This window comes from Treponema maltophilum ATCC 51939, assembly GCF_000413055.1.
Lineage (GTDB): Bacteria > Spirochaetota > Spirochaetia > Treponematales > Treponemataceae > Treponema_C > Treponema_C maltophilum.
Window position 1 is genome coordinate 839,818 of sequence record NZ_KE332518.1, and the last position, 18,860, is coordinate 858,677.

The window sequence follows — 18,860 nt, forward strand, 5'->3', positions numbered from 1 at the left end:
CGCATTTGTACACTTTGTGCGCCGCGTTCCGCTCCGCCTAAAGCCGCCCATATAATCTTCCCTGTGTTGACTTTTCAAAACAGGCGGTTATAATAACGCAATGGAAACAAAATCGATTGATTTTTCGGGAAAATGGGCATGGGTAAAACCGCTGATTATTTTTGCGCTTTTGCTCGTACTTTTAATCCCGATCACCTTTATTAAATCGCTTATACGCGACAGGGAATTTTACAAAGAGGACGCCGAAGATTCCATTATGGAACCGGTCGGCGGCGAACCGACGATTGAAGGCCTCGTGCTTGCCGTGCCGTACGAAAAAATGACGGAGCGCAAAGACGAAAAGGGCAATATAATCCGAAGCCTTCGCACGTATTACATTATTGAAGTGCCCGAAACCTATTCGCTTTCGGCTCAGGTAAATCCGTATTACCTGTCGCGCGGTATTTTTACCGTGCCCGTCTTTAACGCCGATGTCGGATTGAACGCCGAATTCCCCGCTTTTCGATTCAGTCAATTCAATATACCCGAAAAAGATATACGCTGGAAAGACGCCGTTCTCATACTCGGAATTGAAAACAAAAAAAGTTTTACCGCCCAGCCCGCGCTCCAATTAAACGGACGGGAGTTGGAAATTGCGCTTTCCGACCCGAACGACGCTTCTCCGTTCGGCAGCGCCGTATACTATACCGTAAACGAAGCGGCGGTAAAATCTGGTTTTTCGCTCAAGGGGAACCTTTCGATTCAAGGCGGCAAAAGCTTAAAAATCGTCCCGCTCGCGCAGGACAACGTGTTCGATTTGCGTTCGGCTTGGCCTTCGCCCAGTTTTAGCGGAGGCTGGCTGCCCAAGGAGCGGACGCTGAATAAGGACGGATTCAGCGCCGTATGGAATATTTCCGGTTTAAGCACGGTGTTCCCGCGTACGTGGAAAACCGAAGATACGGAAGTTTTTACCGCTTCTTCAAAGACAAGTTCCGGCGCCGAAGAAGTCGTTGTGGGTTTTATCACTCCGGTGAACAATTATTCGCAGGCAAAAAGATGCATAACCTATGCGTTGTTATTTTTAGCGGTGCCGTTTTTGGCTATCTTTTTGTGCGAACTGTGGAGCGCGGTTAAGATTCATCCTATTCAATACTTTCTTATAGGAATCGCCGATATTTTGTTTTATTTGCTGATTCTTTCCATATCCGAGCACCTTTCGTTTAAATTGAGTTATTTTATTGCGACAATCGGCGTATGCGCCGTTGTGCTGTTTTATGCGGCAGCGATTTTCCACCGCTTTAAGTGGGGTTTGCTGCTTTCGTCCGTACAGGCGGTTTCGTATTTTTTGCTGTTCGGTATTTTGCAGTCGGAAGATTACGCGCTGCTCATCGGAAGCATCGGCATCTTTTGCACGGTTGCGCTGCTTATGTTCCTTACGCGCAAGGTCGATTGGTACGGCAAGAAGGTTTAACTTCGGCCGCCGCATTTTAAGGAAGGTTTGACAATAAAAACGGGCTGCCGAAAACACGTTATGCGCTTTTGACAGCCCGCTTTGCAATCTTTTAAATTGCGCTTTTCGGAACGCTCAAAGAGCCTATTCCAAATGGCCGGCCGAGCCGAGTACTTCTTTGTTTTTGTGAATGTACATCTTTTTCAGTTCGTCGCGGGCGGGGCCCAAGTATTTGCGCGGGTCGAATTCGCTCGGACTTTCGGCAAAAACTTTGCGGATAGCTGCGGTCATCGCGAGGCGTCCGTCGGAGTCGATGTTGATTTTGCACACGGCCGATTTTGCGGCTTTGCGCAGCTGCGCTTCGGGGATGCCGACGGAATCTTTTAATTTTCCGCCGTATTTTTCGATTTGTTTAACGTATTCGATCGGAACCGACGAAGAGCCGTGCAGGACGATCGGGAAGCCGGGCAGTTTTTTTTCTATTTCGGACAGTACGTCGAAGGCGAGGGGAGGAGGAATCAAAATTCCGTCCGCATTTTTCGTACACTGTTCGGGTTTGAATTTTTGGCGGCCGTGACTCGTGCCGATGGAAATCGCCAAGGAATCCACTCCGGTTCTCTTTACGAAATCCTGTACTTCTTCGGGCTTCGTATAGTGACTTTCTTCGGCCGAAACATCGTCTTCAACGCCGGCCAAGACACCCAGTTCGCCTTCAACCGTAATATAGTCTTTTTGCTTGTGCGCGTAGTCGCATACTTTTTTCGTTAATTTTACGTTTTCTTCGTAGGGCAGTGCCGAGCCGTCGATCATGACGGACGAAAATCCCATTTGAATGCAGGATTTGCACAGCTCGAACGAATCGCCGTGATCCAAGTGCAGCGCGATCTGCGGTTTTTTGCAGCCCAATTCTTTTGCATACGCAACGGCTCCCTGCGCCATGTAGCGCAACAGCGTTTGGTTTGCGTATTTGCGCGCGCCGGAAGAAACCTGCAAAATAACCGGCGAGTTCGTTTCCACGCACGCTTGAATAATCGCTTGAAGTTGTTCCATGTTGTTAAAGTTGTACGCGGGGATCGCATAGCCGCCTTTGATGGCTTTGGCGAACATTTTTTTCGTATTCACCAAACCTAAGTCCTTATAACTGACCATAATGACTCCTTGTCGTTAAGATACGGCAATAGTACGTCCTTTTTTGAAAATAATCAATAACAACGGAACAAAAGATTGACAAAGATATGTTGAACAAATATAATTGTACCGATATTATTGTATAAGAATATTTTTTTCCTATTGATAAATAAGAAAAGGAGTTTTGGATGAAACATTACGGTTTGGTCTGCGTAAGTCTTATGCTCGCTCTCTGTGTCTGTCTGCCGCTGTCCGCCCAGCCAAATGCAAAAAGCGTTGAGACGATTTTGATCGATAACTTTGACGTACCCGCAAATCAGGATTTTTCCTGGGGAGTTCAGGCGAGTAAATCGGTATACGTCAATGAAGAAAAAAACGAAGTGTATCCGAAGATGGGCTATTTTGCCGGGATACCGAATTCGCTGCAAGTGTATCGTGAGGAAGGCGATCCCGAAGCCCAAGTGCTCGGCGTGCAAGTTAAATTCCAGCGCAAGGGAAACAACTGGTTTGAAATTTATCCGCAAAAAAAAGATGAAAGCGGAGAAATGAAGCCCTATGAAGTTCCTTTTAAAGGCATTGTAAATCAAATCGATTTTTGGGTATGGGGCGCAAATTATCTGTACTATCTCGACGTGCTCGTGCGCGACGCGAACGGCCGCGTTCATGTGCTTTCCGCAGCCAACTTGAATTTTTACGGCTGGAAAAATGTTGTCGTACGCATTCCGAGCTGGATTCCGCAGCGTTCCCGCCTGCGTTCGGGTCCCAAAACGATGAACTTCGTCGGCTTCCGTATCCGTACGGATCCGAAAGAATATGTCGACGATTTTATGATTTATTTCGATCAACTCAGGTATGCTTCAAATACGCTGTCCAATGTTTACGACGGATTTAAATTGCAGGATACCGATTTCAGTAAAGCAAGCGGGGGAACGAACTGATGAAAAAATTAATTGTACTCTTATTGATCGTTTGTACGGCGGGTTTTGTTTTTGCCCAAAATCAAAATAAAGATTTGTCGGCCCCCGATCCGACCGTATTGGGCGCCGATTCGGCAAACTTTGCGCTGCGCGAAGTTTCGATCGACTTATTCGAACGTGAAGGTTCTTGGAACGTAAAAATGTCGCCCGACTACGGCATTATCACGGGACGTTTTTTTGAAGGCGGTCCCGATCCGGAAGCGAAATCTCCGATCGAAACGACCGGCGATGAAAAACTTTCGGATACGCATGCCTACGGTGTAAAGGTGGAATTTTTCCGCCGCGGCATAAACTCCTTTTTTATAACTCCTTCTCAGCCCTTGGCTGTAGACGGCGTTGCAAAAACCGTTTCGGTGTGGGTTGCCGGCCGTAACCAAAATCATACCTTAACCTTGCTTGTGCGCGACTTTTTCGGCAACAACTTCGAGCTGTACATGGGTTCTCTTGCCTTTACCGGCTGGAAGCAAATGGTTGTCGCCGTGCCGCCTTCTCCCGACGGAAAGCGCGGTATTGTGCAGGACAGCGCTTATTTCAGCAGCCGTCCCGGACTTTCGGTTGTCGGCTTCCGCGTCGACTGCGATCCCGAAGTCGCTTTCGGAACATACTATATTTACTTCGACGATTTGCGCGCGGTCAGCGATATGTATTCGTTTGAAAACCACGATCCGTACGATATGATGGATAACTGGTAAGATTCCGTTTAAAGTTAGTAAAGCAAAGCCCGGCTGTAGGATCCGTACGGTTCCGCAGGCGGGCTTTTGTTTTTTAATCATCGAATTTTAAATCAGCGAGTACAAAAAACTTTTTCCGCGTTTTCCCGTGCGCGCAACAAAATTCAATTTTCTAAACAGCCACAGCATTTCGTTTATTTGGCGTGCGGAAACCGCCGGCTCTTCAATACGTGCGCTCAGGTCTTTTACGGTAAATTCCTGCGGAAGGTTTTTCGGCAAAAGTTTCAGATAATCGCGCGCGGTACGGAAAACGCGACTTATGCCGATCCTTTCGACGGCCGTATCGGATGCGAGCCAGTCTTTTTTACGGCGCCGCCTTTTGTTTGCCGACTGCACCGGTTCGGCTGTTTTTATGCGTGTTTTTACCGCCGACGTTTCAACCGCTTCGAACGAAAAATTTTTATGCGGCAAAATCGAATACAAGGCGGTCAGTTCGTCAAAAATATGATAGATGCCGCGCTTTACCGGGCTTTTGCGCCGCGACAAAAGGCGCCCGTTTTCGTCGAGGTATTCCAAATAAACGGCCGTCATAAGCGGATAGATAAGATGTACCCGATGCGTTTTCAGCAAATCGGCAAGTTTGGCACAGATGTGCGTAAAGCTTCCCGTTTGTATTTCGATTATCGTTCCGTCGGCGGCGACGACATCGCAAATGTACGAGCCGACGCTTTGTTCCGTTTTCCCGCCGTATGTGTCAGCCGCCGCAATTTTAAACTTTCTATGCAAAGAAGACTCATTATAGGTATTTATCACGAATATACTATACATCTGTATAAGCGAAATGTAAAGACCGCGGCCGTTTTTGTGTTTTTTTCCCGTTTTTTCGTTGACATTGCCTTTTTTTGCGTTAAAATGTATAAAAGTGGTAGAAAGTGGATATTTGTGGTAATAAGTGGTATGGAACTGGTAACGGGTGAGTACCGCAACACGCTCGATGAAAAAGGACGGATCCTTTTTCCGGCGAGGCTGCGTACCGTATTGACGGAAAATGTTCTCATGATAACGCAGGGGCTTGACGGCTGTTTGTGGCTGTACACTCCCGCCGAATGGAAGAATTTTTCCGAAAAACTTATGGAACAAACATCTCCTTTTAACAAAGATTCACGCCTTGTGTTGCGCCGTTTAATTGCGCCTGCACAGGAAGTCGAATTCGACAAAGCCGGGCGCTTGTCCATTCCGCAAAGTTTGCGCGAACACGCCGGTTTGGTTAAAGAATGCGTCATTATGGGCGTGAATAAATATATGGAATTATGGGATGCCGAGCGCTACGAGCACTACATCTCCGAAACCGATACCCTGTTCAGGCAGGCGGCCGAAGGCTTAAACGGCATTCATTTATAGGCGGAATGAACTATGGGTGGGGGAACATATACATACGTGCATACGCCGGTTTTGCTCGAGCAGACATTAAGCCTGCTTTCTCCGGAAGGAGAAAACTATAAAAACGGCGGCTTTATGATCGACTCGACGCTCGGCGAAGGCGGGCACTCTTATGCTTTTTTGCAGCGCTTTCCCGATTTGCGCATTATGGGTTTGGATGTCGATGAAGAAATCCAAAAGCGTGCGCGCGAAAGGCTTTCCGTTTTCGGAAAGCGGATGTCGTTTTACCGGGGGTGGTTTACGGATTTTTACGCCGACTATCCCGCTTCTTTGCCGCGTCCCGACATTATTTTGTTCGATTTGGGGATATCGATTTTCCATTATGAATGCTCGGGACGCGGCTTTTCGTTCCGCAGCGACGAAGCGCTCGATATGCGCCTTAGTCCCGCCGAAGGTAAAACCGCCGCCGATTTGGTAAACAATTTGAGAGCCGACGAACTTGCCGATTTGTTTTACCGTTTTGCCGACGAGCGCTTCAGCAGACGCATTGCGCACGCGATCGAAAAAAGCCGGCGTTTATCGCCGTTTACTTCGGCCAAACAGCTTGCCGACTGTATTTACGCGGCCGTTCCCGCTCCTTACCGCTTCGGTCCGATTCATCCTGCGACAAAAAGTTTTCAAGCTTTGCGTATAGCGGTCAATAAAGAAACGGAGCGTTTGGAAAACGTATTGGATAAAGCGTTTGCCGTTTTGAATCCCGGCGGAAAGATGGGAGTGATAACCTTTCATTCATTGGAAGATAAAACGGTAAAAAATTATTTTAAGCAGTGCGCGAAAAACTGCATCTGTCCTCCCGAACAGGCCGTGTGTACCTGTTCCGGAAAGGCGAGGGCCGCTTTGATTACGCGTAAGCCGGTAAGCGCCGATGAAAAAGAAGTTGCCGAAAATCCGCCGTCGCGCAGCGCAAAACTGCGGGTATTACGGAAACTGTAAAAAGCCGATAAATAAACGGGAAGGTGTTTATGGAAAAATTAAAATCGATTTTTAAAGATATAGCTTTTATTCTTACGGCTTTGTGCATTCCGGCCCTGCTTGCCGTTCAAAGTTTGCAGGCTCACCGCTACATGGGCCTTGAAAATCAGCTTAAAAGCCTCGAAAAAAAACAAACCGATTTAATCGAAAACAATAAACAGCTTATAAGCGATATAGGCTTGCTTTCCAGTTCGACGCGGATCGAACAAATCGCCGTTGAAGAATTGGGTATGCATCAGGCTTCTTCGGATGAAATAGATCGCGTGGAAATTAAGCGCGCGCCAAAGGGAAAATAACAATGTGCACGCAAAAAAACGAAAGCCTTCTTTCTCTCGACGAACTTCTTCGCGCAACGGGCGGCGCTCTTTTCGGCGCGGACGGCGGTAAAGGAGCGGGCGGGAAGGGCGCATGCGTTTTTACGTCGGTGAGTACGGACAGCCGCACGGCGGAAAAAGGCGCTTTGTTCGCGGCGCTGAAAGGAACATCCTGCGACGGGCATTCGTTTATAGAAAAAGCGTGCGAAAACGGCGCGTCGGTCGTTTTGGCGATGAACTCGTCGGTACAGGAATTTTCGCCTTTGTATAAAGCGCTTGCAAAGCGGGGCGTGAGCGTCGTTTTAACCGAAAACACCTTGCACGCTTTGCAAAAAGCCGCCGCCTTTTACGTGGCCAAATTCCCCGCTTTGCAAAAAATCGGTATTACCGGTTCGAGCGGAAAAACGACGGTAAAAGAATGCGTCGCTTCGATTCTTTCTCAATCCTATTCGGTTGTTATGAATCGGGGAAATCTGAATTCGGAAACGGGGCTGCCTCTTTCGGTATTCAATATCCGGCCCCATCATCAAATCGGCGTATTCGAAATGGGTATGAACCGCAGGGGCGAAATAAAAGAACTTGCCGATGTTCTTGTTCCGCAAACTGCGCTTATTACGAACATCGGTACCGCCCATATCGGTATTCTCGGCAGCACCGATAACATAGCTGAAGAAAAAAAACGGATTTTTTCGAACTTTACGGCAGAATGTACCGGCTTTGTTCCCGAAGACGATCCGTATAAAGAATTTTTAATGCGCGGCGTTCCGGGCACCATGCATACCTTCGGTCTCGGAAAAAAATCACCGGTAACAAAGGTTGAAGATGCGGGCCTTAAAGGCAGCCGTCTTTTTTACAAAAATCTGCAGATCGATTTTCCGCTGTGCGGAATTCACAATGCAAAAAATGCCGCCGCCGCGATTGCGGTTGCCGAACATTTCGGCATTGCACCGCACAAGATAAAAGCCGGCTTGGAGAGCGTAAAGCCGCTTTCGGGCAGAATGCAGATTTTGGAAGGCGATATAACGATTGTAAAAGACTGCTATAACGCAAATCCCGATTCCATGGGCGCCGCAATCGATTTTTTGAACTCCGTCCGCCATCCGGCGCGCAAAGTGCTGGTACTCGGCGATATGTTCGAATTGGGGGAAAGCGAACGTGAGGCGCACGCGCGTTTGGTAAACAAAGCGCTCGGATCCGATGCGGAATTTATCGTGTTCGCGGGCAAAGCGTTTAACAAAGCCTTTGCCGAACAAAAGTACGCCGGCAGTAAAAAAATCATGCTCATTCCCGATGCCGAATCGGTTGAAACATGTGCGCCGTCCCTTCGTGCCGAATTGAGGCCGGGAGATCTTGTGCTTATTAAAGCGTCTTTCGGCATGGCTTTGGGACGCCTCGTACCCTTCCTTACGGACGGCAGGGAGGGAGCCGCATGAATAAATATTCGGTGTTTCCGCAAAAAACCGTACACGATTCGTCCTTTGACGCGGCTCTTATCGCGTCGATGGTGCTGTTGGTCGGCTTGGGTTTGGTAACCTTGTACATTACGTCCGCCGACTATGCCGGCAGGATGTTCGATAATCCGCTGTATTTTGTAAAACGGCAGGCGCTCGGTATTGCCGCGGGACTGCTGTTCCTGTTGATTTTTGCGTGGATCGATATGGACATGTTGCGCAAAGCGCTGCCGTTCATCGTCATCGGAATCTTTATCCTGTGTTTTTTTCCGTTTTTGCCGGGCATAGGAATCAGGCGCAACGGTGCGAGCCGCTGGATACGCGTTCCCGTTTTTTCGACCTTTCAGCCGTCGGAAGCGGCAAAGCTTGCCGTCGTGCTGTTTTTGGCGAATCTGTTTGCAAAAAAATACGACCGCTTGGACGATCCGGATGTTTCGCTGTATCCCGCGGCGCTCGGCGTTTTTGCCTTTGTGATCGTTGTTTTTTTGCAGGACGATTTTTCGACGGCCGTGTTTTTGCTCATAACGGCGTTGTGTATGTTTTTTATTGTCGGCGTAAAACTGCATTGGTTTGCGGTTTTTATTTTGATTACCGCCGCGGTAAGCGTTTTGTTTATTTTCGACGAAGCGTACCGCGCAAACCGCGTTATCGCGTTTTTAAAGCCCGAACTCGATATAAACGGATTGAATTATCAAATACGGGTTTCGCGGCGCGCGATAAGTGCGGGCGGTTTTTGGGGGCAGGGGCTCGGCGGCATTCAGCGGAGCAACGCGATTCCCGAAGTTCAGGCGGACTTTATCTTTGCCGGCTGGGCCGAAGCGATGGGGCTTATCGGCGTGGTGCTGTATTTTATCCTGCTTGCGTTTTTTGCCTGCCGCGCTTTTTCAATCGCGTTTAAATGCCCGGAAAGATTCAGGAGTTTGTGCGCATTCGGCTGCGCGCTTATTATCGTGCTGCAGTCGCTTATGAATATCGCCGTTGTAAGCGGCGCAGTGCCTGCAACCGGAATTCCCCTGCCGTTTTTTTCGTCGGGCGGTTCTTCCATATTGATAACGCTTTGCCTGTGCGGCGTGCTTATAAACGTGTCCCGCTATAAAAATAGCGAAGAAGAAAACGGAGCTGTATATGAGTGAAAATTATATGTATTCCGATTTTACACCCTATTATCCGAACGAAAACGAACAGAGGCCGGATGTGAAGGCTAAGACAAAAAGCAAGATAACCGTCCTTAAAGTTTTGGTGTTTTTGCTCGGCGCCGTTCTCGTTTTGGAAGGACTTTTATACCTCGTCGTTATTCCGGCAACATCGCAGGTGCGCGTTACATTTATCGGCTTGCAAAACCTCCGCGCCGAAGACTTGGGCAAAAAGCTTTCGCTGCATTGCGACAGCCGCTGGATCGGTTTTGACACGGCCGTTGCCGTTGCCCAGCTTTCTTCTTACGGCGCGATCGAAAGCGTGTCGGTTGAAAAACGTTTTCCCGACAAAGTGTTCGTAAAAATAAAAGAACGCATTCCGGTCGCCGTTACCTTAGCCGAAGTAAACGGCAAGACATGCCCTGTTCAAATCGACAAAAACGGTGTATTATTCAAGTCGGACGGAACCGTTCCGCCTTCTTCTTTGCCTTTGATAAGCGGCTTGGAAGCGGATTCGTTTTTCGACGGTATGCATCTCGATTCCAAATACCGCTCGCTTTTGGAACGCGTTTCGCTCATTCAGGACAGCAATCCCGCATATTTTTCGGCGGTTTCCGAAATCAAAGTGCTGCCGAAAGAGTACGGGAATTACGAACTGGCTTTGTATCCTTTGTATTCGAAGGTGCGGGTTTTAACCGACCGCAACTTGTGCGAAAGCGCGCTGCAGTCGATGATGCTTGTGCTGGAAATGGTAAAAGGCTTAAGGCCGAATGTATCCGAAGTCGACTTGCGTTACGGTGCCGTATCGTATAAATTGCATTCCTGACTTACGGACTCGGAGGAATTTGTGAGCGATATTATAACGGGACTTGATATAGGAACAAGCAGCATACGCGCGGTCATCGGCGAATACTCGGAAGACGGTTCGCTTTTGATAACGGGCGTCGGAACCGCGCCTTCCACGGGCCTGCGCGCGGGTATCATCGTCAATATCGAATCCACAATGAAGTCCATTAAAACCGCTATTGAAGGCGCCGAAATGATGGCCGGCCGCGAAGTCCGTTCGTGCATAACGGCCGTCGGCGGTTCTCAAATAGAAAGCCTTATTTCCAAAGGCCTTGTCGCCGTTACCGCAAAAAACCGGAGCAGCCGCGAAATAAACGAAGAAGATATCCGCCGTGTCATAGAAGCTTCCCGCGCGGTAAACATTCCGCTCGACCGCAATATTTTGCACGTCGTTCCGCGCTCGTACATCGTAGACGGACAGGGCGGCATCAAAGACCCGCTCAACATGCTCGGCGTGCGTTTGGAATCGGAAGTGTGCATAATCACTTCTTCGCGCACTTCGACGGAAAATCTTTTGCGCTGCGTATCGCGCGCAGGCTATACGGTCGACAACGTTATGCTTAAAACGCTTTGTTCCGCTCAGGCGGCCGTAAGCGAAGAAGAACGGGAACTCGGTTCAATCGTGATCGATTTGGGCGGCGGAACGACGGACGTGCTCGTGCTTGCCGAAGGTTCTCCTCTGTGCGCCGTATCCGTTCCCGTCGGCGGAAGCCTCGTAACCAACGACATTTCGCTGGTGCGCGGCATATCGTTCGATACCGCCGAAAAGGTTAAAAAAACGTCGGGCTGCTGTTGGGAAGCTCTTATAAACGAAGACGACGAAGTGGTTATTCCCGGCATAGGCGGCAACCCGCCGCAGGTTATTTCGCGTCTTGAAATATGCGGAATTATCAGGCCGCGCATCGAAGAGATTTTTGCGATGGTGCGCCAAAGACTGCCCGAACAGGTAAAAAAGCAGCGGCTCAGCGGAAGCGTTGTGCTTGCAGGCGGCGGCGCCTTAATGAGCGGTATCGCCGAACTTGCCGCCAAGGAATTTAAAACGGAAAACGTCCGCATCGCCCGGCCGGGGAATTTCGGCGGCCCTGCGGAAATATACCGCTCGCCCGAATTTGCGACCGTTACCGGTCTTTTATTGAACGGTATGAATGCCGTGCGCAGCAGGCAGGAAGGCGAAAACCGAGCGGGTGCGAAGCGCCGCAAAACGGATTCGGAATCGGTTTTGCGCAATTTTTTACAGTGGCTCAAAGAGTTTTTTTAAAGCTTTTCGGCCCGATATATTGAAATGTATTGTAAACTGATATAAACTTAATAGTGCGGAAGCGGCGGCGCATTTTGTTGACGGCGTTTTCCGCGCGTTTGGGGGGCGGGAGTTATTATCATGGAATTTTCTGTAATAGACGAAAAGACTATCAGTCCGACTGTGATTAAGGTTGTCGGCGTGGGCGGGGGCGGTTCCAATGCCGTCAACCGCATGATCGATGCCGGCATAAAAAACGTTCAATTTATTGTGGCGAATACCGACTTACAGGCGCTCGGCGGTTCGAAAGCTCCGGTAAAAATCGGCATCGGTTCGAAGCTGACCGGCGGCTTGGGCGCGGGCGGTAAACCCGAAGTGGGCGAAAAAGCCGCTCAGGAAGATATCGACGCCATTTCGAATGCGCTTAAAGGCGCCGATATGGTGTTTATCACCGCCGGAATGGGAGGCGGAACCGGAACGGGAGCCGCGCCGATTATCGCTCAGGCGGCAAAAGAGCAGGGGATTTTAACCGTCGGCGTCGTTACCAAACCCTTCCATTTTGAAGGCCGCGTTAAAATGCGCCTCGCTGAAGACGGCATTGCAAAACTGCACGAACAGGTCGATACGCTTATCGTTATTCCCAATCAAAATCTTTTGAATATCGTGGAAAAAACGACTCCCGTCAAGCAGGCATTTTTAGTTGCCGACGACGTGCTGCGTCAGGGCGTACAGGGAATTTCCGACCTTATTACGAGGCCCGGCGAAGTGAACATCGACTTTGCGGACGTCAAAACCGTTATGAAAGGCAAGGGAGACGCGATTTTGGGTATCGGAAAGGGCGAAGGAAATTCGCGCGCGATAGATGCCGCAACGGAAGCCATAAACAACCCGCTTTTGGAAGATTCGCATATTGAAGGTGCAAAAAATATTTTAATTCATATTTCGTGCGGGGAAACCCTTTCGCTGGCCGAAACGAACGAAATCGTCGATACCGTCACCGAAACGGCCGATCCGGACGTTTTTATCATTTACGGACAGGCGGTCGATCCGGCTATGGGCGACGGCGTTGCGGTAACAGTTATTGCGACGGAATTTCCGAACGGGAAAAATGCGTACGCTTCATCGGCCGCTTCTTTCGGTGAAAAAAAATCCGCGGACGACGACAATTTGGTTTCGTACAATCAGTGGGAAACGATCGGGCACGGTTCAAAGTCGTCTTCGACCTTTGATTTCCCGTCGCGCTCGCAGTCCGATTCTTCCTCTTCGCTTTCGGCGTCGTTCGGAAGCGGAACATCTTCTTTTGCGCGTTCGGTACGCCGTCCGTCGGAATCGGCTGCCGAAAAACCGCAAAAAAGTCCGTTTCCTTCTTCATCCGCTTCGACAGCGCGCTCCAAAGACGATATAGAAATACCGGCGTGTTTGCGTACAAACCGCATCAGCTTGGATAACGATTGAATTGCTCACAAAAAGACGGCCGTGAATATCCCGTTCTCGGCCGCTTTTACGACGATCTGTTGACAGTTGAACGCAAAAGTCTTTTAACCGCGCAAACATATAAAATCGCCGTAAAAGAACTGTTGCATTGGTGCGCCGAGTCCGGCATCGATTACGCCGCTTTGACCGTTCAGGATTTGCTGCATTACCTTGTGCGCCGAAAAACGGGAGATGCTTCGCGCATTCTCGCCGACGAATTGACGGTCGCAAAAGATATTTCGGCGCTGCGTTCTTTCGGCTCGTATTTGGTGAGAACCCGCATATGGCCGGAAAACATCGCCCTTTTGTTGCAGCGCCCCCGTTCTCGCCGCCGGCTTCCGCGCGTGCTCGGCATAGAACAGGTTGAAAAACTGCTTTCGGTTATAGACGTGTCGAATCCCCTTGGCTTGCGCGATCGGGCGCTGTTCGAATTGGTGTATTCGTCGGGGCTGCGCATCAGCGAAGCATCGGCCCTTGAGCTGCAGCACGTGCATTTGAGCGAACATATGCTGTTTGTACACGGTAAGGGCGATAAGGAACGCATGGTGCCTTTCGGTAACGAAGCGGCTTTCCGCATACAAAACTGGCTTGCCGACGGCCGCCCGCTTGTCGCAAAAAACCGCATTGTTCCGTGGCTTTTTTTAAACTACCGCGGCGGACGTTTGTCGCGCAAGGGAATTTGGAAGCGTTTTCAGGAACTGGAAGAACTTTCGCTTGTTACGGCAAAGGTGCACACGCTGCGCCATTCGTTTGCGACCCACCTTTTGGCAGGCGGTGCCGATTTGCGCAGTGTGCAGGAACTTTTGGGGCACGCCGACCTTTCGACAACGCAAATCTACACCCACATAGACGACAGCGCTTTGCACGACTGTCACAGCAAATTTTTCCCCGGACATAAAAAAGACGGGCATGCGCATCCGAACGGTTGACAGAAGCGGCACTATGCGCATATAGTTTGCGTATGCATACGAGTACTTTGCATAAAACCTTGTCCTTTGTACACGCGCTTTTGTGCGCGTTTTGCGCATTATTCTTTATTACCGCTTTATCCGGCTGCCGCCCGAACGTCAATTACATAAAGCGCATGCAGGCTTTGGAAGAAGGCGTCGGTTCTCCGCAAACCGAAGAAGAAATCGTTGCGGCAATACAAAAGTATCAGGGACGGGTTGAAGATATTATGGCCGCCCAAGGCCAAGTGGGCATTTGGTACAAAATTTTGGGCGTGCGCTACCTTGACAACCGCATGTACGGCGAAGCCCTCGGCGCCTTTCAACAAGCGCTTTCGTATTATCCGGACAATCAAAACCTGTATTATTACGTCGGCTTATGCGCAGGCTACATGGCAAAAACCGAACTCGATTCTTCGGCATCGTCGGCTAAAAAGCGCGCTTTTTACCTTGACCTTTCCGAAAACGCCTATAGCCGCGCACTGGAATTGGAACCGCGCTACGTGCGCGCGCTGTACGGCCTTGCCGTTTTATACACTTTCGAAACGAATATGCCGGAAAAAGCCGTTCCGCTTTTGCAGCGCCTTTTAAGCGTCGACACCAAACAAACGGACGCCATGTTCGTTTTGGCGCGTGCCTATTATATGACCTATGACTACGAAGCCGCAATCGATATGTACGACCGCATTTGCGCTCTTACGAAAAATAAAGCAAAGCTTGCCGAAGCCGAATCGAATAAAAAAGCGGTTTTGGACGCTTTATACGGCGGCGCTGCGCAATGAATACAACTGACGCGGTACATACGGCATGCGCACCGGAGCGTTTTGCCCTGCGCTTGGCGATAAGCCGGCTCGGCTTTTTAAGTTTTGCCGAAAAAAAACTTCTTGAAAAAAAACTTGACACGCTGTCCCGTCTTGCGTTACTTTCTATAGATGATCTTTCCCTTTTAATAGGAAGGGTTATCGATACAAAATTGTGGAGAACGCAGGATGCCGAACGTTTGGCGGATTCCGATCAAAAAATCATGGCGGCATTCCGCATCGCCGTTATGTTTTACGACGATCCGCTGTGGCCGCCCTTATTAAACGAAATATACGATCCGCCTTATGCGCTGTTTTACCGCGGGAACCCCGCCGTATTGACGCCGCAAAAAAAGGCGTGCGTATCGATCGTCGGTACGCGTCGCCCGACGGGACGGGGAATGCAGTCTACGGCCGACCTTGCGTTTGCCCTTGCCGAAAAAGGCTATACGGTCGTATCGGGCCTTGCGCTCGGAACGGATGCATGCGCACATAGCGGGGCTTTGCGTTCCGTTGCGGGCAAAACCGCCGCCGTACTCGGGTCCGGTGTCGACACGATAACGCCTGCGTCGAACAAAAATATTGCCGCCGCAATATTGAATTCGGACGGCTGCATTTTGAGCGAATATGCGCCCGGTGTCGGTGCCGAAAAATGGCATTTTCCGCAGCGCAACCGGATAATATCGGCTTTGAGCGCGGCAACCGTGATTATGGAAGCTCCGGCGGGCTCCGGCGCGCTTATTACGGCCGATTTTGCTCTTGAACAAAACCGCGAACTGTGTTTTCATACATGCGCTTTGGACTATCCCGAAGCGCCGTCCGCAAAGCCGCTTTCGGCGGCCCAAAAAAAGCGGCAGGTAAAAAATTATATAGAAGAAGGTGCGCGCATCGTTTCCGATGCACAGGATGTACTGTCTTTGCTTGCACCGGAATATGTGGAGTTATAATATGAAAAAAAACAAGGAACATTCCACCCTTATTATCGTGGAATCTCCGGCAAAAGCAAAAACGATCGAAAAATATCTGGGCCCCGGCTATACGGTCAAAGCGTCGATGGGACACTTAATCGATTTGCCCAAATCGCGTATGGCCATCGATATCGAACATAATTTCGAGCCTGAATATATAACCGTGCGCGGCCGCGCGCCCCTGCTTAAAGAATTACAAAAGGATGCAAAAAAAGCGGGCGAAGTGCTGCTCGCAAGCGATAACGACCGCGAAGGAGAAGCCATCGCCTGGCATTTGCGCAATTCGCTCGGCGAAAAAACGGCTGCGGCCATAAAGCGTATTGTGTTTAACGAAATAACGCCGGCCGCAATAAAAGAAGCCGTTTTGCATCCGGCCGACATCGACGAAGCGAAGGTAAACGCTCAAAAAGCGCGCCGCGTACTCGACCGTTTGGTCGGTTACAATTTGTCGCCGCTTTTGTGGAAAAAGGTAAAAAACGGTTTGTCGGCCGGCCGCGTGCAGTCGGTTGCGCTCAGACTTTTGTGCGAACGCGAAAAAGCCGTGGAAGAATTTTTGCCCGAAGAATATTGGTCGCTCGAAGCCGACTTTAAAAAAGGCAAAACCTCGTTTACCGCCGAACTGGTACAGTACAAGGGGAAAAAGGTTGAGCTGAAGTCGGAACAAAGCGTTCAGGATATTATTAAAGAAATTAAAAATGCCGACTGCGTAGTTGCCGACATAAAAACGAGCGATCGCGTGCTTAAGCCGAAGGCGCCGTTTACGACGTCGAAACTCCAGCAGGCGGCGGCGAACAAACTCGGCTTTACGTCGCGTAAAACCATGCAGATTGCCCAGCAGCTCTATGAAGGCGTCAATATCGGATCGAGCCGCGTCGGTCTTATCACGTATATGCGTACCGATTCGGTGCGTATATCGGACACGGCGATCGAAGACGTCCGGAATTGGCTGCAAAAGAATTTTCCCGCCGAACTTCCGTCAAAGCCCGTGCACTACAGCGTGGAAAAAAAGGCGCAGGACGCGCACGAAGCGATCCGCCCCACCTATACCGAATACACGCCCGATTACGTAAAAGAATATTTAAACCGCGACCAACTGCGCCTTTACACCCTTATTTGGGAAGCCTTTGTTTCAAGTCAAATGAACAACGCAAAAAGCCGCACGACAAGCGTCGATATAAAAGCGGGCGACGCCCTGTTCCGTATTTCGGGAAGTAAAATCGTCGAAAAAGGTTTTTACAACGTCATCAAATTGCTTTCGTCGAAAGAAGACAACGGCAGCCGTCTTCCCTCATTGACTGCAGGCGAAAAACTCGAAGCCGTAAAGTTTTCGCCCGAACAGCATTTTACGCAGGGACCTGCACGCTACACCGACGCTTCCATCGTTAAAACGCTTGAAGAAAAAGGAATCGGCCGGCCTTCAACCTATGCGCCGATTATTTCGGTTTTGCTCGACCGCTATTACGTTACGCGCAACAACCGTCAACTCGTTCCGACGGCTTTGGGGCGTATTATAAACGACATTTTGGTCGAATCGTTCCCCGAAGTTATAAACGAGAATTTTACGGCCGAAGTCGAGCGCGATTTGGACTCGGTCGAAGAAAACCGCGTCAAGTGGACGAAGATGATGGGCGACTTTTACTTTCCGTTTCATAAGCGCGTCGAAGAAGTTATGGCAACCCTTGAAAGTTATAAGGGAACGATGGACGAGCCGACCGACAAGGTGTGCGAACTGTGCGGAAAGCCGATGGTTAAAAAATTGGGAAGGTTCGGCTATTTTCTTGCCTGTTCGGGCTTCCCCGAATGCAAAAACACCCGTTCGGTGCCGCTTGCAAAATGTCCGCGCGAAGGCTGCAACGGCGAAATCGTCGCGCGCAAAACGAAGGGACGCGGCAAAGAATTTTACGGATGTACGAATTATCCCGAATGCGACTTTATCAGCCACTTTAAGCCGCTCAACGCCGTATGCCCTAAATGCGGCCGGTTTTTGGTTGAAAAGTACGATAAGAAAAACGGCACCTATAAGTCGTGCATAAACCCCGACTGCGATTATCTGCATACCGCCGAAGACGACACCGCTTCGTCCGCCGCGGAAGCCCAAGCCGCCGATGTCTGATTTTACGGATTTAATCGAAGAGTTCCTTGCATGGCAAAGCGGCGTGCGCGGCCTTTCCGAACACTCCGTTGCGGCGTACCGCTCCGATTTATACGCAATGGCCGCCATGCTGAAAGCAAACGTGCCGCCTCAGGCGAAAAATCCGGCTTGTGATGCGGTAACGACCGAAGACTTGCGAGCGTGCATCGGCGCTTTGTCGCGGCAAAACAAAGCGGCCGCGAGCATAAACCGTTTTATCGCTTCCGTACGGAATTTCTTTGCCTATTGCCGCCGTTTTGGTTATATTAAAATAGACCCCGCGTGTGACTTGAAAACGGTTAAAAATCCGGTCAGGGTTCCCAAATTCATGTCGGCGGAAGAAGTCGACGCTTTGTGCGCTCAGCCCGGACAAACGCCGCTTTTATGGCCCGAACGCGACACGGCCCTGTTTGAAATGCTGTATTCGTCCGGCTGCCGCGTAAGCGAGCTTGCGCAGTTAAAGCTCGGCGATGTTTCGGCTGCGTACGATTCGGCCCTGGTACGCGGCAAGGGCGGAAAAGACCGCCGCGTTTTTTTTTCGAAGGAGGCGTGCGCCGCTTTAAAGCGGTATGTTGCCGAGCGCGGCAAGACGATCGGCAAGGCGGGCGCTCAAGCGGCCGGCAAAACAACCGAAGCGCTTTTTATAAACCGAAAGGGCGGCGCCTTAAGCGCGCGCGGCATGCGCTTTATCGTAAGCCGCTATTCGTCCGCGGAAGGAACGAACCGGCATGTGTCGCCGCACGTTTTCAGGCACACCTTTGCTACCGCGATGCTCCGCTCCGGCGCCGACATCCGCGCGGTACAGGAAATGCTGGGGCATTCGAGTATTTCGACTACCCAGCGCTATACGCATGTTACGACGGAGGAATTAACCGCCTTGTACAACCGGGCGCACCCGCACGGTTCCGAAAATAAATAAAGCGTTTACAGATAAAGAGGTTCC

At 50.2% G+C, this 18,860-nt stretch carries 18 protein-coding genes and 1 pseudogene; 17 read left to right on the plus strand and 2 right to left on the minus strand.

Going from position 1 to position 18,860, the window contains the following annotated elements; all coding sequences use genetic code 11:
• The first annotated feature begins 100 nt into the window (after window positions 1–100).
• Window positions 101–1,450 (plus strand): cell envelope integrity protein CreD, encoded by a 1,350-nt coding sequence (creD, locus tag HMPREF9194_RS03770; RefSeq protein WP_016525050.1) that lies wholly within the window; start codon window positions 101–103, stop codon window positions 1,448–1,450.
• Window positions 1,451–1,573: 123 nt separating this feature from the next.
• On the opposite strand, the gene HMPREF9194_RS03775 is transcribed toward creD, so the two are convergent.
• Window positions 1,574–2,578 carry a class II fructose-bisphosphate aldolase gene (locus HMPREF9194_RS03775; RefSeq protein WP_016525051.1) on the minus strand — a complete coding sequence of 335 codons (1,005 nt, stop codon included), beginning with the start codon at window positions 2,576–2,578 and terminating at the stop codon, window positions 1,574–1,576.
• A 167-nt stretch (window positions 2,579–2,745) separates the two neighbouring features.
• On the opposite strand from HMPREF9194_RS03775, the gene HMPREF9194_RS03780 reads away from it, so the two are divergent.
• Together HMPREF9194_RS03780 and HMPREF9194_RS03785 are read left to right on the plus strand one after the other, a co-directional pair.
• Entirely contained in the window at window positions 2,746–3,495 is a 750-nt protein-coding gene (locus tag HMPREF9194_RS03780; protein WP_016525052.1) for a flagellar filament outer layer protein FlaA, read from the plus strand.
• Window positions 3,495–4,226 (plus strand): flagellar filament outer layer protein FlaA, encoded by a 732-nt coding sequence (locus tag HMPREF9194_RS03785; protein WP_016525053.1) that lies wholly within the window; start codon window positions 3,495–3,497, stop codon window positions 4,224–4,226. Before HMPREF9194_RS03780 ends, HMPREF9194_RS03785 begins: the two co-directional genes overlap by 1 nt.
• 87 nt (window positions 4,227–4,313) lie before the next feature.
• On the opposite strand, the gene HMPREF9194_RS12380 is transcribed toward HMPREF9194_RS03785, so the two are convergent.
• Window positions 4,314–5,018: a DUF8091 domain-containing protein gene (locus HMPREF9194_RS12380; RefSeq protein WP_169558718.1), complete on the minus strand. Its 705-nt coding sequence runs from the start codon at window positions 5,016–5,018 to the stop codon at window positions 4,314–4,316.
• On the opposite strand from HMPREF9194_RS12380, the pseudogene HMPREF9194_RS12600 reads away from it, so the two are divergent.
• The 14 genes and pseudogenes from HMPREF9194_RS12600 to HMPREF9194_RS03855 all read left to right on the plus strand — a co-directional run.
• Window positions 4,986–5,159 (plus strand): annotated as a pseudogene (locus tag HMPREF9194_RS12600) (KxYKxGKxW signal peptide domain-containing protein); the annotation flags it as partial. The gene HMPREF9194_RS12380 and the pseudogene HMPREF9194_RS12600 sit on opposite strands and share 33 nt — an antisense overlap.
• A gap of 3 nt (window positions 5,160–5,162) precedes the next feature.
• Complete coding sequence (mraZ, locus tag HMPREF9194_RS12385; protein ID WP_016525055.1) at window positions 5,163–5,606, plus strand: division/cell wall cluster transcriptional repressor MraZ; 444 nt, start codon at window positions 5,163–5,165, stop codon at window positions 5,604–5,606.
• A 12-nt stretch (window positions 5,607–5,618) separates the two neighbouring features.
• Window positions 5,619–6,578, plus strand: coding sequence for a 16S rRNA (cytosine(1402)-N(4))-methyltransferase RsmH (gene rsmH / locus HMPREF9194_RS03800; protein ID WP_016525056.1), 960 nt, complete (start codon window positions 5,619–5,621; stop codon window positions 6,576–6,578).
• Between the two features lie 29 nt (window positions 6,579–6,607).
• Window positions 6,608–6,913 carry a cell division protein FtsL gene (locus HMPREF9194_RS03805; protein ID WP_016525057.1) on the plus strand — a complete coding sequence of 102 codons (306 nt, stop codon included), beginning with the start codon at window positions 6,608–6,610 and terminating at the stop codon, window positions 6,911–6,913.
• Window positions 6,914–6,915: 2 nt separating this feature from the next.
• On the plus strand, window positions 6,916–8,364 hold the full coding sequence (locus HMPREF9194_RS03810) for a UDP-N-acetylmuramoyl-tripeptide--D-alanyl-D-alanine ligase (protein WP_016525058.1): 1,449 nt from the start codon (window positions 6,916–6,918) through the stop codon (window positions 8,362–8,364).
• Complete coding sequence (locus HMPREF9194_RS03815; protein WP_016525059.1) at window positions 8,361–9,515, plus strand: FtsW/RodA/SpoVE family cell cycle protein; 1,155 nt, start codon at window positions 8,361–8,363, stop codon at window positions 9,513–9,515. The genes HMPREF9194_RS03810 and HMPREF9194_RS03815 overlap by 4 nt, the downstream gene beginning before the upstream one ends.
• Window positions 9,508–10,341 carry a cell division protein FtsQ/DivIB gene (locus tag HMPREF9194_RS03820; protein ID WP_016525060.1) on the plus strand — a complete coding sequence of 278 codons (834 nt, stop codon included), beginning with the start codon at window positions 9,508–9,510 and terminating at the stop codon, window positions 10,339–10,341. The genes HMPREF9194_RS03815 and HMPREF9194_RS03820 overlap by 8 nt, the downstream gene beginning before the upstream one ends.
• Window positions 10,342–10,362: 21 nt before the next feature.
• Window positions 10,363–11,619, plus strand: a complete 1,257-nt coding sequence (gene ftsA, locus HMPREF9194_RS03825; protein ID WP_016525061.1) for a cell division protein FtsA — start codon at window positions 10,363–10,365, stop codon at window positions 11,617–11,619.
• A 120-nt stretch (window positions 11,620–11,739) separates the two neighbouring features.
• Window positions 11,740–13,053 carry a cell division protein FtsZ gene (ftsZ, locus tag HMPREF9194_RS03830; RefSeq protein WP_016525062.1) on the plus strand — a complete coding sequence of 438 codons (1,314 nt, stop codon included), beginning with the start codon at window positions 11,740–11,742 and terminating at the stop codon, window positions 13,051–13,053.
• On the plus strand, window positions 13,050–14,000 hold the full coding sequence (locus tag HMPREF9194_RS03835) for a tyrosine-type recombinase/integrase (protein ID WP_016525063.1): 951 nt from the start codon (window positions 13,050–13,052) through the stop codon (window positions 13,998–14,000). The genes ftsZ and HMPREF9194_RS03835 overlap by 4 nt, the downstream gene beginning before the upstream one ends.
• A 32-nt stretch (window positions 14,001–14,032) precedes the next feature.
• The gene (locus HMPREF9194_RS03840; RefSeq protein WP_016525064.1) at window positions 14,033–14,800 is read left to right on the plus strand and encodes a tetratricopeptide repeat protein; all 768 of its coding nucleotides are present in this window, start codon (window positions 14,033–14,035) and stop codon (window positions 14,798–14,800) included.
• Window positions 14,797–15,765 (plus strand): DNA-processing protein DprA, encoded by a 969-nt coding sequence (gene dprA / locus HMPREF9194_RS03845; protein ID WP_016525065.1) that lies wholly within the window; start codon window positions 14,797–14,799, stop codon window positions 15,763–15,765. The genes HMPREF9194_RS03840 and dprA overlap by 4 nt, the downstream gene beginning before the upstream one ends.
• A 1-nt stretch (window position 15,766) precedes the next feature.
• Window positions 15,767–17,899, plus strand: a complete 2,133-nt coding sequence (gene topA, locus HMPREF9194_RS03850) for a type I DNA topoisomerase (RefSeq protein ID WP_016525066.1) — start codon at window positions 15,767–15,769, stop codon at window positions 17,897–17,899.
• Entirely contained in the window at window positions 17,892–18,836 is a 945-nt protein-coding gene (locus HMPREF9194_RS03855; RefSeq protein WP_016525067.1) for a tyrosine-type recombinase/integrase, read from the plus strand. The genes topA and HMPREF9194_RS03855 overlap by 8 nt, the downstream gene beginning before the upstream one ends.
• The last annotated feature ends 24 nt before the right edge of the window (window positions 18,837–18,860 follow it).

Coding starts and splice junctions, on each gene's coding strand:
- mraZ (WP_016525055.1), top strand. CDS start 5,163: ATGGAACTGGTAACGGGTGAGTACCGCAACACGCTCGATGAAAAAGGA.
- HMPREF9194_RS03840 (WP_016525064.1), top strand. CDS start 14,033: ATGCATACGAGTACTTTGCATAAAACCTTGTCCTTTGTACACGCGCTT.
- HMPREF9194_RS03780 (WP_016525052.1), top strand. CDS start 2,746: ATGAAACATTACGGTTTGGTCTGCGTAAGTCTTATGCTCGCTCTCTGT.
- ftsZ (WP_016525062.1), top strand. CDS start 11,740: ATGGAATTTTCTGTAATAGACGAAAAGACTATCAGTCCGACTGTGATT.
- HMPREF9194_RS03855 (WP_016525067.1), top strand. CDS start 17,892: ATGTCTGATTTTACGGATTTAATCGAAGAGTTCCTTGCATGGCAAAGC.
- dprA (WP_016525065.1), top strand. CDS start 14,797: ATGAATACAACTGACGCGGTACATACGGCATGCGCACCGGAGCGTTTT.
- creD (WP_016525050.1), top strand. CDS start 101: ATGGAAACAAAATCGATTGATTTTTCGGGAAAATGGGCATGGGTAAAA.
- HMPREF9194_RS03785 (WP_016525053.1), top strand. CDS start 3,495: ATGAAAAAATTAATTGTACTCTTATTGATCGTTTGTACGGCGGGTTTT.
- HMPREF9194_RS03775 (WP_016525051.1), bottom strand. CDS start 2,578: ATGGTCAGTTATAAGGACTTAGGTTTGGTGAATACGAAAAAAATGTTC.
- topA (WP_016525066.1), top strand. CDS start 15,767: ATGAAAAAAAACAAGGAACATTCCACCCTTATTATCGTGGAATCTCCG.
- HMPREF9194_RS03810 (WP_016525058.1), top strand. CDS start 6,916: ATGTGCACGCAAAAAAACGAAAGCCTTCTTTCTCTCGACGAACTTCTT.
- HMPREF9194_RS03820 (WP_016525060.1), top strand. CDS start 9,508: ATGAGTGAAAATTATATGTATTCCGATTTTACACCCTATTATCCGAAC.
- HMPREF9194_RS03815 (WP_016525059.1), top strand. CDS start 8,361: ATGAATAAATATTCGGTGTTTCCGCAAAAAACCGTACACGATTCGTCC.
- HMPREF9194_RS03805 (WP_016525057.1), top strand. CDS start 6,608: ATGGAAAAATTAAAATCGATTTTTAAAGATATAGCTTTTATTCTTACG.
- rsmH (WP_016525056.1), top strand. CDS start 5,619: ATGGGTGGGGGAACATATACATACGTGCATACGCCGGTTTTGCTCGAG.